13 protein-coding genes are annotated in these 12,616 nt (G+C 71.6%); 5 read left to right on the forward strand and 8 right to left on the reverse strand.

Annotated elements, in window-relative coordinates:
- Window positions 1–183: 183 nt before the first annotated feature.
- The 4 genes from alaS to P2T62_RS04320 all read left to right on the forward strand — a co-directional run bounded on the left by alaS (window position 184) and on the right by P2T62_RS04320 (window position 5,691).
- Window positions 184–2,985: an alanine--tRNA ligase gene (alaS, locus tag P2T62_RS04305; protein WP_276260258.1), complete on the forward strand. Its 2,802-nt coding sequence runs from the start codon at window positions 184–186 to the stop codon at window positions 2,983–2,985.
- 95 nt (window positions 2,986–3,080) lie between these two features.
- Window positions 3,081–3,962, forward strand: a complete 882-nt coding sequence (locus P2T62_RS04310; protein WP_276260259.1) for a mechanosensitive ion channel family protein — start codon at window positions 3,081–3,083, stop codon at window positions 3,960–3,962.
- Window positions 3,963–4,057: 95 nt separating this feature from the next.
- Window positions 4,058–5,260, forward strand: coding sequence for a thiolase C-terminal domain-containing protein (locus P2T62_RS04315; protein WP_276260260.1), 1,203 nt, complete (start codon window positions 4,058–4,060; stop codon window positions 5,258–5,260).
- A complete protein-coding gene (locus tag P2T62_RS04320) occupies window positions 5,257–5,691 on the forward strand; it encodes a Zn-ribbon domain-containing OB-fold protein (RefSeq protein WP_276260261.1) in 435 nt (144 codons plus the stop codon). The genes P2T62_RS04315 and P2T62_RS04320 overlap by 4 nt, the downstream gene beginning before the upstream one ends.
- Window positions 5,692–5,706: 15 nt before the next feature.
- On the opposite strand, the gene P2T62_RS04325 is transcribed toward P2T62_RS04320, so the two are convergent.
- Window positions 5,707–6,189 carry a histidine kinase gene (locus tag P2T62_RS04325; protein ID WP_276260262.1) on the reverse strand — a complete coding sequence of 161 codons (483 nt, stop codon included), beginning with the start codon at window positions 6,187–6,189 and terminating at the stop codon, window positions 5,707–5,709.
- Between the two features lie 212 nt (window positions 6,190–6,401).
- On the opposite strand from P2T62_RS04325, the gene P2T62_RS04330 reads away from it, so the two are divergent.
- Window positions 6,402–6,809 carry a helix-turn-helix domain-containing protein gene (locus P2T62_RS04330; RefSeq protein ID WP_276260263.1) on the forward strand — a complete coding sequence of 136 codons (408 nt, stop codon included), beginning with the start codon at window positions 6,402–6,404 and terminating at the stop codon, window positions 6,807–6,809.
- 280 nt (window positions 6,810–7,089) lie between these two features.
- Here the strand turns inward: P2T62_RS04330 and P2T62_RS04335 are convergent, their stop codons facing one another.
- The 7 genes from P2T62_RS04335 to P2T62_RS04365 form a co-directional block, all read right to left on the reverse strand.
- The gene (locus tag P2T62_RS04335) at window positions 7,090–8,421 is read right to left on the reverse strand and encodes a condensation domain-containing protein (protein ID WP_276260264.1); all 1,332 of its coding nucleotides are present in this window, start codon (window positions 8,419–8,421) and stop codon (window positions 7,090–7,092) included.
- Window positions 8,422–8,661: 240 nt separating this feature from the next.
- Window positions 8,662–9,090 carry an arsenate-mycothiol transferase ArsC gene (locus tag P2T62_RS04340; RefSeq protein ID WP_276260265.1) on the reverse strand — a complete coding sequence of 143 codons (429 nt, stop codon included), beginning with the start codon at window positions 9,088–9,090 and terminating at the stop codon, window positions 8,662–8,664.
- Window positions 9,087–9,494 (reverse strand): ArsR/SmtB family transcription factor, encoded by a 408-nt coding sequence (locus P2T62_RS04345; protein WP_276260266.1) that lies wholly within the window; start codon window positions 9,492–9,494, stop codon window positions 9,087–9,089. Before P2T62_RS04345 ends, P2T62_RS04340 begins: the two co-directional genes overlap by 4 nt.
- Window positions 9,495–9,555: 61 nt before the next feature.
- A complete protein-coding gene (locus tag P2T62_RS04350; protein WP_276260267.1) occupies window positions 9,556–10,278 on the reverse strand; it encodes a TVP38/TMEM64 family protein in 723 nt (240 codons plus the stop codon).
- Entirely contained in the window at window positions 10,278–11,012 is a 735-nt protein-coding gene (locus P2T62_RS04355) for a CehA/McbA family metallohydrolase (RefSeq protein WP_276260268.1), read from the reverse strand. The genes P2T62_RS04350 and P2T62_RS04355 overlap by 1 nt, the downstream gene beginning before the upstream one ends.
- A complete protein-coding gene (locus tag P2T62_RS04360) occupies window positions 11,009–11,698 on the reverse strand; it encodes a CDP-alcohol phosphatidyltransferase family protein (protein WP_276260269.1) in 690 nt (229 codons plus the stop codon). Before P2T62_RS04360 ends, P2T62_RS04355 begins: the two co-directional genes overlap by 4 nt.
- Window positions 11,699–11,817: 119 nt before the next feature.
- A complete protein-coding gene (locus P2T62_RS04365; RefSeq protein ID WP_276260270.1) occupies window positions 11,818–12,408 on the reverse strand; it encodes a GNAT family N-acetyltransferase in 591 nt (196 codons plus the stop codon).
- Between the last annotated feature and the right edge of the window lie 208 nt (window positions 12,409–12,616).

Raw genomic sequence — 12,616 nt, forward strand, 5'->3', positions numbered from 1 at the left:
CCGTGTGAAGCCCCCCGTCCCCGGGGCGACCCCCGGCGGATGCGACTCCAGGCCGCGACCCGCTTCGGGTACGACGGTGGGCCCGGTCGCGCCCGCATCGCCGACGCCGGCGCTGTACCGCCGCCACGACACCGACCCACCCCTTCGGAACCCTTTTAGACGAACCCCGGCCACGTAGTGGTAATGAGTGACCTCACGGAGGAGTACCAACTGGAGTACTTCCGGGAGGAGGGGTTCGTCCGGCGGGAGTGTCCGGAGTGCGGCGACCATTTCTGGACACGCGACGAGGACCGCGAGCTCTGCGGTGAACCCCCCTGCGAGGAGTACGGCTTCATCGACGACCCCGGCTTCGACGAGGCGCACACGCTGACGGAGATGCGGGAGGCGTTCCTCTCGTACTTCGAGGACCACGACCACGAGCGCATCGAGCCGTACCCGGTCGCGGCCAACCGGTGGCGCGACGACGTGCTGCTGACGCAGGCCTCCATCTACGACTTCCAGCCGCTCGTCACGTCGGGCAAGACGCCGCCGCCGGCCAACCCGCTGTGTATCTCCCAGCCCTGCATCCGGATGCAGGACATCGACAACGTGGGCAAGACCGGGCGCCACACGATGGCGTTCGAGATGATGGCCCACCACGCGTTCAACGCCCGTACCGACATCGAGGATCCCGACCAGTACGCCTACCAGGGCGAGGTCTACTGGAAGGACCGCACCGTCGAACTCTGCGAGGGCCTGTTCGAGGAGCTGGGCGCGGACCTCGAGGAGATCACCTACATCGAGGACCCGTGGGTCGGCGGCGGCAACGCCGGGCCCGCCATCGAGGTCATCTACAAGGGCGCGGAGCTGGCGACGCTCGTCTTCATGTCGATGGAGCAGGACCCCGACGGGGAGTACGAGCTGAAGGACGGCAACCGCTACAGCCCGATGGACACGTACATCGTGGACACGGGCTACGGGCTGGAGCGCTGGACCTGGATGAGCCAGGGCACGCCCACCGTCTACGAGGCCGTCTACCCCGAGACCATCGACTTCCTGAAGGAGAACGCCGGCATCGAGCACACCGAGGCCCAGGAGGACCTCGTCCACCGGGCCGCCAAGCTGGCGGGCCGGATGGACATCGACGAGGCCGAGGACATGGCGACGGCTCGGCGCGAGATCGCCGAGCGACTCGATGTCGACGTCGAGCGGCTGGAGACGCTGATGGAGCCGCTGGAGGAGATCTACGCCATCGCCGACCACTGCCGCACGCTCGCGTACATGCTGGGCGACGGTATCGTCCCCTCGAACGCGGGGACGGGCTACCTGGCGCGGATGGTCCTCCGGCGGACCAAGCGACTCGTCGACAGCGTCGGCGTGGACGCGCCGCTGGACGAACTCGTCGACATGCAGGCCGACCGACTGGGCTACCGGAACCGCGACACCGTCCGGGACATCGTCCGGACGGAGGTCGAGAAGTACCGCGAGACGCTCGAGCGGGGCGGCCGCCGCGTCGAGCAGCTGGCCGACGACTACGCCGAGCGCGACGAACCCATCCCGCTGGAGGAGGTCATCGAGCTGTACGACAGCCACGGCATCCAGCCGGACATGGTCGAGGAGATCGCCGCGGAACGCGGCGCCGCGGTCGAGGTCCCGGACGACTTCTACTCGCTGGTGGCCTCGCGCCACGGCGGCGGCACCGCCTTCGACGACGGCTCGGAGGGCATCGACGAGCAGGTCGCCGACCTCCCGGAGACGGAGAAGCTGTTCTACGAGGACCAGGACCGCACGGAGTTCGAGGCCGTCGTACTGGACGTCATCGAGCGCCCGGACGAGGGCGACGGCGACGAGCCCGTCTACGACGTGGCGCTCGACCAGACGATGTTCTACCCGGAGGGTGGCGGCCAGCCGGCCGACGTCGGGACGCTCTCGACCGACGACGTCACCGCCGAGGTCACCGACGTCCAGGAGGTCGACGGCGTGGTGCTGCACCGGACCGACACCGACCCCGGGAAGGGTGAGTTCGTCCGTGGGCAGGTCGAGGGGACCCGCCGCCGCCGGCTGATGGCCCACCACACCGCGACCCACGTCATCGGCCACGCGGCGCGCGAGGTGCTGGGTGACCACATCCGGCAGGCCGGGGCCCAGAAGGGCACCGACTCCTCGCGGCTCGACGTGACCCACTACGACCGCATCGACCGCGAGCAGGTCAGGGCCATCGAGCGGGTCGCGAACGACATCGTCCGCGAGAACCTCTCGGTCAAGCAGGAGTGGCTCGACCGGAACGACGCGCAGGCCAAGTACGGCTTCGACCTGTTCCAGGGCGGCATCCCCGCCGGCACGGAGGTCCGGGTCATCACCGTCGGCGAGGACGTGCAGGCCTGTGCGGGCACGCACGTCGGCCGCACCGGGGAGATCGGCGCCATCAAGGTCCTCGGCACGGAGCGGGTCCAGGACGGCGTCGAGCGGCTCGTCTTCGCGGCCGGCGACGCCGCCATCGAGGCCACCCAGCGCACCGAGGACGCGCTCTACGCCGCCGCCGACACGCTCGACGTCGACCCGCAGGAGGTGCCGGACACCGCCGAGCGGTTCTTCGAGGAGTGGAAGGCCCGGGGCAAGCAGATCGAGGACCTGAAGGAACAGCTCGCGGAGGCCCGCGCGCAGGGTGGCGAATCGGGCGAGGAGGTCGACCTCGGCGAGACGACCGCCGTCGTCCAGCGCCTCGACGCCGACATGGACGAGCTCCGCGCGACCGCGAACGCCCTCGTCGAGGAGGGGACGGTGGCCGTCATCGGTTCGGGCACCGACGGCGCCACGTTCGTCGTCGCCGTCCCGGACGGCGTCGGCATCAACGCGGGCGAGGTCGTCGCCGACCTCGCGGGTCGCGTCGGTGGTGGTGGCGGTGGCCCGCCGGACTTCGCGCAGGGTGGCGGTCCCGACGCCGACGCGCTGGACGACGCGCTCGCGGCGGCGCCGGACGTGCTCCGGCAGAAGCTGGAGGCCTGAGGCGGCCAGTCGGCGGCGACGGACGCCGGCTCGCGGTGGATCTCACGGCTGCGGGGCAAGTTATATAGCACGGTCCTCGGTATCGTCGGCGATTCATGCGTCCACTCCAGCTCGGTTTCCAGCTCGACCCGCAGCAGTACGTCCCGGCGGTCGTCAGTGCGCTCACGACGCTCGTGATCTTCGTCGTCGTGTTCGTGCTGGTCTACACTGTCGGTAAGGCAGTCGTCACCAGAACGGTCGAGGGCAGCCTCGAGCGTCGCGAGTTCGACCCGACCATCGTCAGCCTCGCCGTGAGTACGACCGTCGTCGTCGTGGCGGTCCTGTCGGTCGCCATCGCCGCGACCGTCGCCGGGTTCGGCGTCGTCCTGGCGGCGTTCGCCACCCTGGCCGGTGCGCTGGCGCTCGCCGTCGGCTTCGCCGCCCAGGACCTCATCGCGAACTTCGTCGCCGGCATCTTCATCATCCAGGACGAGCCGTTCGAGGTCGGCGACTGGATCGAGTGGAACGGGAACAGCGGCGTGGTCCGGGAGATCCAGCTCCGGGTGACGAAGCTGGATACCTTCGACAACGAGATGGTCACGGTCCCGAACAGCGACCTCGCCGGCGCGGCCGTCGTGAACAACGTCGCGAACGACCAGCGCCGGGTCTCGGTCGGCTTCGGCATCGGCTACGAGGACGACATCGAGCAGGCCCGCGAGGCGATCATCGACGAGGGAGTGGCCATCGACGGGGTCCTCGACGAGCCCGAGCCCTCGGCGCCGGTCACGTCGCTCGGTGACTCCGCGGTCGTCCTCTCGGGTCGCGTCTGGATCGACCCCGAGGAGCACAGCTACGGTGCGGTCCGCGCGCAGTTCCTCGAGGCGGTCAAGGAGCGGTTCGACGCCGAGGGGATCGATATGCCGTACCCCAACACGGAGCTCTCGGGCACCGTCGAGGTGTCCGGCGCGGACGAACCGGCGGCCGTCAGCGGCGACTGAGCGCGTTCCCCTGTCGCGCCGACCGCCGTGTCGACCGTCCCGGGGCCCCGCCGTGCCAATCTATAACACCGACCGGTTCGTCAGTTTCCGCACTCATGCCACAACCGGTCATCGCGGCGGTCGGTAGCTCGCCCATCGGGCGGACGGACCTGCCCGGTCGGGACCTGTTCTCGCTGGCGCTCGCGGAGGCCTTCGACGGGCTCCCGGCGCCGGCGGAGCTGGTCGGGGCGCTGTACGCCGGCAACCAGTCCGAGCGCTACGAGAACCAGATCATGCACGGCACCCTGCTCGCGGAGTGGGCGGGGCTCCGACACGTCCCCGCCGAGCGGGTCGAGGGCTGCGCGGCGGCCGGCGCGCTCGCGCTCCGCCACGCCGTGAAGGACGTCCGCAACGGCGAGCACGACGCGGTCCTCGCGTGCGGCGTCGAGAAGATGACCGCCGGCGGGACCGCCGGCGCGACGGAGTCGCTGGCGGCGGCGTTCGACCGCGCCATCGAGCAGCGCTCCGGCGTCACCGCGCCCAGCCAGTACGCCCTGCTCGCCCAGCGCTACCTCCACGAGACCGACGCGACCGAGCGCGACCTCGCGCGCATCGCGGTGAAGAACCACCGCAACGGCGCCCGGAACCCCCGTGCGCAGTTCGGCGAGGAGATCGACGTCGACACCGTCCTCGAGTCCCAGCCGGTCGCGCCGCCGCTGAAGCTGTTCGACTGCGCGCCCGTCGGCGACGGCGCGGCCGTCGTCCTCGTCACCAGCGCCGAGACCGCCGCCGACCTCGGGGTGCCGGCCGTCGAGCTCGCGGGGACCGGCGCCGCGGCGAACAACATCGCCGTCGCCGAGCGCGACATGACCCACATCGAGGGGGCACGCATCGCGGCCGAGCGGGCCTACGCCGAGGCCGGTATCGAGGCCGCGGACGTCGACATCGCGGAGGTCCACGACGCCTTCACCGTCTCCGAGGCGCTGCTCTCGGAGGCGGTCGGCTTCGCGCCCGAGGGGCGGGGGTACCAGAGCCACCTGCCGCCCGCCGAGCGCGACGACGGCTGGACCGACGTCGCCCTCAGCACGAGCGGCGGGCTGAAGGCCCGGGGCCACCCCATCGGCGCGACCGGCCTGCTGCAGGCCGTCGAGGCGTACGAGCAGTTGACGGGCGTGGCGGCCGACCGGCCGGGCGGTGCGGGTGGCCCGGACGGGGGCCCCGACGCTCCCGAGACGGCGTTCCTGCTGAACGAGGGCGGCGTCGCCGACGCGGTGACCGTCGCGCACGTCCTGACCGCGGGGCCGGAGGTGGGCCGATGAGCCACGACCGCCCGCTCGACGCCGAGAGCCCGCTGACGCTACCGGGTTTCTTCGACGCGCTCGCCGACGGCGACCTGCTCGGCGGGGTCTGTGAGGACTGTGGACAGGTCCTCCTGCCGCCGCGCCCGGTCTGCTACGCCTGCGGGAGCCGGGCCGTCGAGGTCGAGGCGCAGCCCCGCGAGGGCCAGATATACACCTACACCGCCGTCCACACCCCGCCGCCGGCGCTCGCGGACGAGGCGCCCTACACGGTCGCCGTGGTCGAACTCGGCGGCGGCGGCCGACTGCTCGGCCGCGTCGACGCCGACCACGCGGACGTGGCCATCGGCGACCCGGTCGAACTCCGGGTCCGCGAGCCGACGCCGGCCGAGCGCGAGGCCGCACTCGATTACGAGGAGGCGTGGCCGGTCCACGTCTTCGAGCCGCGCTGAGTCGCTCGGCGGACGCTACAGCCCGTCGACCGCGGGGAACACGGCCCCGACGACGGCCCCGTAGACGACGTGCCAGAGGAGGCTCCCGGGCACGAGGTTCGGGAACGGCAGGCTCACGGGCGAGCCGACGACCGAGAGCCAGACCGGCATCACCAGCGCCGCGAGGCCGACCCAGGTGACGACACCCCAGGCGACGCCCGCGGCGACCGTCTGCACCCGGTCGCCGGTGTCGATGCGGCCCGTGCGGCCGAGCAGCGCCGCGAAGGCGACACCGAGGACCGCCCCGTGCGAGAGGTGGAGCGCCACCCCGGCGGCCGGACTCGGGGGCGTCAACCCGTACATGCTCGGGATGGCGCCCACGAGCGGTGCCGGGTTCATCACGGCCATCAGGACGGCCATCACGGCAGCGCCGGCCAGTCCCGCGACGACGCCACCTTTCCACGACGGTTCCTCGATACGGCTCGTTCCGGTCCGTGTCTCGGTTGCTGTCTGCGTCATCGGTCCCCTCTTCCGAGCCGGGTGGATTAGTCCCGGGGCGGAAGTGCGGACGCCACGGACGTGCACACGGGCGCACAGGCGCCCGCTGGCGCGCTCGGCGCATTTGCGCGCCTCGCGCACGAACCAGTATCTGGGTGCCTGTCCACCTGAGACGGCGGTGAGTCCAGGGTAACGAGGGGATTTATCGGCGTCACGAGCGTTGAACCAGCCACATGGACACCTCCGCGTCTGACCCCGACCCGGGTCGGTTCCGCGAACTGATGATCGACGACGAGCCGGGATTCACGGACGTGATGGCCTGCGTCTTCGGCGTCCAGCGTCACGAGGCACGGACCTACCTCACGCTGCTGGAGAACCCCGGCAGCACGGTCGCCGAGCTCGCGGAGACGCTGGACCGGGACCGCTCGAACGTGAACCGCTCCCTGACGACCCTCCGCGAGAAGAGCCTCGCCACCCGCCAGCGCCGCCTGCTCGACTCGGGCGGCCACGTCTACCAGTACACCGCGACCCCGCTGGACGAGGCCCGCGAACTGATGCACGAGACGCTCGACGAGTGGGCCGCCTACGTCCACGAGCGTATCGACGAGTTCGGCCCCGGCGCCGGGGACATCGAGCGGTAACACGGGCTATCCGACGGGGCCGACTGCGCGACGTGACGCTCGCGTGTGGCGGGGGGTCCCGTTCCCCGGACGGTGTGGGAATCTCTCAACGTAATCGGATAATCTGGAAAATTCCCTATTTAGAGTTTTACTGGGGTGTTTCTGTTCCTGCGTCGCATCTTCCGCTCGTCTCCACTCGCGGCTCCGGGGATGGGCGGAGCGGTCAGCGAACCGCGAGCGGGCGTGGTTCGGGACCGGCATCGTCCGGGCCAGCCACACGCCGTCGGACGCCCGGCGCGGGTCACGCGCCGGGACTGGGGACGGTCGCGCCGAGGCGGTCGAGGTAGCGGTCGGTGAACCGGCGAGCGGCGCCGCGGTCGAACTGCTGCTGGCTGTAGCGCGTGACCAGCCGCACGTCGCCGTCCAGCGTCGCGACGCCGAAGCCGACGCCGAGCGGCATCATCGACGGCGGGGAGAAGTGGCAGTCCGCCTCGTCGTCCTGCCCGCCCAGCGCCGGGAGGTCGGGGATGCGCCCGAGGTTCGAGAGCACCGCGCTGTCGACGAAGCGGTACCCGGTCGCCCCGAGCAGGCCCGGGACGAGGCGCTTGATGCCGACCGGGAGGTTCGCGGAGAGCGGCCCCAGCGCGTCCGTGACCCAGCCGGCGCCGTCGTGGCGCTTGTGGCGGCTGGTCTGCTCGACGACGCGCTCGACGGCCGCGCCCGGACTCGTCCGGTGGCGCGGCTTCGTGTCCACGCTGACGAACGGGGCGTACATCCCGACCGTCTCGTAGAACCACTCCGGCGGGCGGGCGTTGACGGGCATCATCAGGCTGATGCGGTCGCTCTCGGCGCCGTGGTCGGCGTTCCAGTCGTCGATGGCGAGGTGGAGCGCCGCGAGGAAACAGTCGTTGACCGAGACGCCGTCGGGCCTGCCGCCCACGACCGCCGAGACGAGGGCGTCGTCGAGTTCGCGGTGGACGAACCCCCAGCCCGACTCGTCGGTGCCGCCGTCGACGGCCACCCGGGTCGGTTCGTCCAGCGCGTCGGGGAGCCGTCCCAGCCCCTCGGCGAGCCGGGTGCCGGCCTCGCCGAGCGAACTGGGCCCGTCCTCCACCAGTACGGCACGCGACTCGGCCAGTCCGACGGGGTCCTCGTCCACTGGGTCGCCGCGGTAGGCCTGACAGACCGAGCGTGCGAGGCGGAGCGTCCCGACGCCGTCCATGGCGACGTGGCTCCCACAGACCATGAGCCGGTCGCCGCCGTCGATACCGCCACCGCGGGCCAGCGCGACCCGGAACGGCGGCGACTCGCGCAACTCGACGCGCGGGCTGTAGAACCGCGTCCGCAGGTCCGCCAGCGCCTCGGCGTCGCCCGCGTCGGCACGCTTCAGGGGCACCGTGTCCGGGTCGTCCGGGATCTCCCAGACGTACTCGTCGTCGAGCGCGCCGTAGTCGCGCAGGCGCGCCCGGGCCAGCGGGTGGGCGGCCGCGGCCGTCTCGACGGCGTCGTACAGCCGCTCGGCGTCGAGACTCGCCGCCGACCCGACCTCGATCTGGACGTTCCAGGGCTCCAGTTCCTCCTCCAGATGAAGGACTGCCTCGTCCAGCGGCGTGAACGGAACGGTTCGCGTCATCGACCCGCCCTCCCACCGTCATCATCTGCTGGTTCTCGCTTCCGTGGAGTACCGCTCGCTGCCGTTCCAGGACGAACCGTGAGTCGGTTCATGACTGTTTCTCGTCGGCTTCCCCGGTAGGTACTTCCCCGCAGTTGTGAGGTGGGGTATTACACCGAGGGGTCGAGCGACCTGTGGCGGTGTGGCTCGCAGCCGGGGAGCAACGGGTACGAGCTCCGGGAGCAACAGCGGCCCGTGATGCTACTGCTCGGCCGCGAGGTCGGCCTCGACCTCGTCGAACAGGTCGACGACGAGGCCCTCGATCTCGTCGCGGATCTCCCGGACGCGCTCGACGTCCTGACCGTGGGGGTCCGCGAGCGCCCAGTCGCGGACCTCGGTGTCGGCCGAGAGCGACAGCGTCGAGCAGCCCATCGTCGCCACGATGTCGCATCGGTCCAGTTCCTCGTCGCTCACGGCGCGTGGGGTCCGGTCCGAGAGGTCGATATCGAGTTCGCCCATGACCTCGACGACCTCCGGGTGGACCGCGTCGGCGGGGTCGGTCCCGCCGGTGACGATGTCGACCGCGTCGGCCAGCCCACGGCGCTCGCGTTCGCGCTCGGCGAAGGCGGTCGACATCTGTGAGCGGCCGGCGTTCTGCACGCAGACGAAGCCCAGCGTCCGTCGGCTCATGCCGGCACCTCCCGGGTCGTGTCCAGCGCGTTCAACAGCGCGGTCGTGCGGTCGGTCGCACGGTAGTAGCGCCAGCGGCCCGCCTTCCGGCGCTCGACCAGTCCGGCGTCGGCCAGCGAGGAGAGCGCGTGGCTCACCGCCGACTCCGAGACGTCCACGAGCGGGGCGAGCTCGCAGACACAGCGCTCGCCCCCCGCGGCGAGCAGGCGGGCGAGGCGGTAGCGCGTCTCGCCCCCCAGCGCCCGGAGCGCGGTCAGGTCGTCCCCGGGCGCGGCGGTCTCACGATCCAGCGCCCGGAGTTCGGTCACCCGGGCGTCGACATCGCTGTCACAGCACTCCTCCAGCTGGTCGCCCAGCAACCGCCGGAGGCGGTCGGTGTCGACCTCAAGTTCGGCGTCGGACATATACTCAATTGCACAGGTCTTCAGATAACAGTTCCGACCGTCCCGACAGGCCGGCCGCGGCTCAGCCGTTCGGGTTCTCCGGGCGAGCGTCGTGGCGCGCGTCCGCGACCGCCGCCGCGAGGTCCCCGCGCTTCCAGTAGCCCAGCACGGTGAACACCACGCCGGCCGCCAGGAGCAGACCCACCGTGGCGAGGTTCGCCGTCGCGACCGCGTCGCCCAGGAACGCCGCCGCGACGAACGTCGGCGTCCGGCCCACCGCGACGAGCACGAGCAGGCGCCACGTCGGGATGTCGGTCAGGCCCGCGACGAAGCAGAGCGCGTCGTCCGGGAAGACGGGGAGGAGGAAGGCGACGAACAGCCCGGCCTCGCCCGTCTCGTCGACGACCGCGTCGAACTCCGCGAGGGTGTCGTCGGCCACGACGGACTCGGCGTACGGCCGGCCGTACCGGCGGGTGAGGCCGATAGCGACGGCGCTCCCCAGCAGGACGCCGACGACGCTGAACGTCGCCCCCAGCAGCGGCGCGAACAGGTAGCCCCCGGCGACCGCGAGTAGCTGGCCGGGGATGGGCGCGACGACGACCTGTGTCGACTGGACGGCGAGGAAGACGACCGGGGCGAGCGAGCCGAACCCGGCGACCCAGGCGCGCGTCGCATCGGGGTCCAGCAGGAACGGGGCCGCACGGAGGACGAGCGCCGAGACGAGGCCGACGGCCCCGACGAGTCCAGCCAGCCGCAGGAGCGCCGCGCGGCGGTCCGCGGCCGACTCGAAGACGTCCCGGTCCATCAGCGGGGGAGGAGCTGCCGGACCTGGGCCAGGCCGCCGCCGGTCCGGAGGGTGGCGTTGTGGACGAGCTGTCCCACGTAGCGGGTCGCCGGGGTCCGTCGGCCCCGTGCGGTCGTCCGGCCGGCGCGGATGGCTGCGAGGGCTTGCCCGGCATCGACACCCGGTGGGTCCGGAGCCGTGAGATCGGTCGCCTCGCTCCCGCCGGGAGGCCGCACCTCGGTGTACGCCCGCCCGACCATCTCGGGTCGATGGGCGTCGCTCCCACCGACGGCGGGGTAGTCGGCACGGTCGGCGAACCGCCGAGCGCGGCGGTTCTGCAGGCCCGTCATCTGGTGGGCGTTGAACGTCTCCACGGCGTCGGGTGCCGCCCGGCGGATGGTCCGGCCGCTGGCACCGTGGCGGCTCACCTGGAAGGGATGCGCGGCGACCGCCACCCCGCCCCGGTCGCGGACCGTCCCGACGGTCTCGGCCATCGGCCGGCCGGGCACGGGGGCGGCCTCGACCCCGAGTGCGAGCAGATGCCCCTCCGCCGTCGAGACCTCCACCCCGGGGATGACGAACAGGCCGTATTCGGACGCGAGCCGTGCGGCCCGACGGGCCCCCCAGACGGTGTCGTGGTCGGTGATGGCCAGGCCGTCGAGCCCGGCGTCACGGGCCGCTGCCAGCACCGCGCGGACGGAGCCAGCGGCGTCGTGGGAGAACCGGGTGTGGACGTGCGTGTCGAGGCGTATCATCGGACTCCGAAGATGAGAATCAGGCAGAGCCCCGCTGCGACGGTCGCGAGGACGCCGACCAGCAGGTGGCTATCGTCGGTCTTGTAGCTCCGGTAGTTGGCGGTCATCGCCGGTCCCATCGGGAGGATGGTGGCAGCGGCGAGCCAGCCGTTCCACGCCGGAACGAAGCTGACGAGGAAGTAGTTCGCCACGACCACGGCGTTCGCGTGGACCACGGTGAGGCCCCGGTAGAAGGCCACGCCGTCGTCCACGCCGAACCCCTCCGTCGAGTGGCGGATGAGTCGCAGGCCGCCGAACGCCAGGACGACGAACCCGACCACGAGGCCCGCGTACACGTTCGGCGCCATCGTCAGGTGGTAGAGGAGGGCCGCGGGGACCAGGTAGGCGAAGATATCGATGTAGGAGTCGACCTGCAGGCCGAGGTCGCTGGTGACATCCAGGGCGCGAGCGACCGCGCCGTCGAGCTTGTCGAAGGCAAACGCACCCAGCATCGCGAGCAGGCCCCAGTTGGGCTGTCCGGAGGCCATGAGCAGCGCGGCCGCCCAGCCGAACAGGAGCGCCACGAGGCTCACGCAGTCCGCGACCGACAACTCCCGGAGGAAGCTCCGCCGGTCGGCCTCCCAGCCGTGTTCGGCCGCCCTGTCACGGACCCAGTCTACGATGCCTTCCGAGGCGGCTCCGGACATCCTTGCCCGGGACTGGGCACCATGGGACTATAAATTTTCACAATAATAAATACTTTAGATAAGAGTATATAGGTACGTTACGCCCAGTTAGTGAACGGTTCTCACGGGGCCTGCCCGGGTCACACGCGCGTCCGGTTGCGGCGCCGGAGCGGCCCCAGCCGGACGTAGTCCAGACGCTCCTCCGGTCCGAACCCGCAGGCCTCGAACGTCCACCGCGACGGCCGGTTGTCGGGGGCGATGAGCGCCCACGAGCGCGCCCGGTCCCACTCTCGCGCGACGCGGACGGCCGCCGCCACGAGCGCCCTCGCCAGTCCCTCGCCCCGGTGGTCGGGCGCGACGAACAACCGGTGGACGTACCCGCCCGGCTCGTCCAGCACCGTCTCCAGCACCTCGACCTCGACGGGACGGTCGGTCACGACGACGTGGCCCGCGTACGCGCCGTCCACGCGCGCGATGAGCCCACGGTCGAACGAGCCCAGCCCCGAGAGCGCCTCGCGGGGCGAGGCGGCGGCGTCGGCACCGAGGTTCGCAGGGAGGCCGGCTGGGTCACCGGCGAACGGCTCGATGCTCGCCCCGGCTGGCGGCTCGCGCTCTGGGACGGCCCCCTCGTGGGCGTACAGGAGCATCGTCGAGACGCGGACGCCACGCGCCGCCAGCCAGTCGTACGCCCGGCGCGCGGTCGCGGTCCGCGAGAGCCGCCAGAGTTCCATGTCGGGGGTGTCGGCGCTCGGGGCTTGAGTCGGTCGGAAGGATATGCATCCGTACTTGCTTCGTTCGCACGGTTCGAAGCTACCGTATACCGCGCCGCAGGCGCGGTTTCACTCGCCCGAGACGAGCGTCCTGTTGGCCGGGAGGCCGACAGGTCCGAGTCGAGGGCGAGCTTTTTTCTGAACGTTTTTTGCGCAAGCGGATTGCGGC

The sequence above is a fragment of the Haloglomus litoreum genome, from assembly GCF_029338515.1.
GTDB classification, from domain to species: domain Archaea; phylum Halobacteriota; class Halobacteria; order Halobacteriales; family Haloarculaceae; genus Haloglomus; species Haloglomus litoreum.

Coding starts and splice junctions, on each gene's coding strand:
- P2T62_RS04355 (WP_276260268.1), bottom strand. CDS start 11,012: ATGATACGCCTCGACACGCACGTCCACACCCGGTTCTCCCACGACGCC.
- P2T62_RS04350 (WP_276260267.1), bottom strand. CDS start 10,278: ATGGACCGGGACGTCTTCGAGTCGGCCGCGGACCGCCGCGCGGCGCTC.
- P2T62_RS04320 (WP_276260261.1), top strand. CDS start 5,257: ATGAGCCACGACCGCCCGCTCGACGCCGAGAGCCCGCTGACGCTACCG.
- P2T62_RS04340 (WP_276260265.1), bottom strand. CDS start 9,090: ATGAGCCGACGGACGCTGGGCTTCGTCTGCGTGCAGAACGCCGGCCGC.
- P2T62_RS04325 (WP_276260262.1), bottom strand. CDS start 6,189: ATGACGCAGACAGCAACCGAGACACGGACCGGAACGAGCCGTATCGAG.
- alaS (WP_276260258.1), top strand. CDS start 184: ATGAGTGACCTCACGGAGGAGTACCAACTGGAGTACTTCCGGGAGGAG.
- P2T62_RS04365 (WP_276260270.1), bottom strand. CDS start 12,408: ATGGAACTCTGGCGGCTCTCGCGGACCGCGACCGCGCGCCGGGCGTAC.
- P2T62_RS04315 (WP_276260260.1), top strand. CDS start 4,058: ATGCCACAACCGGTCATCGCGGCGGTCGGTAGCTCGCCCATCGGGCGG.
- P2T62_RS04360 (WP_276260269.1), bottom strand. CDS start 11,698: ATGTCCGGAGCCGCCTCGGAAGGCATCGTAGACTGGGTCCGTGACAGG.
- P2T62_RS04335 (WP_276260264.1), bottom strand. CDS start 8,421: ATGACGCGAACCGTTCCGTTCACGCCGCTGGACGAGGCAGTCCTTCAT.
- P2T62_RS04345 (WP_276260266.1), bottom strand. CDS start 9,494: ATGTCCGACGCCGAACTTGAGGTCGACACCGACCGCCTCCGGCGGTTG.
- P2T62_RS04330 (WP_276260263.1), top strand. CDS start 6,402: ATGGACACCTCCGCGTCTGACCCCGACCCGGGTCGGTTCCGCGAACTG.
- P2T62_RS04310 (WP_276260259.1), top strand. CDS start 3,081: ATGCGTCCACTCCAGCTCGGTTTCCAGCTCGACCCGCAGCAGTACGTC.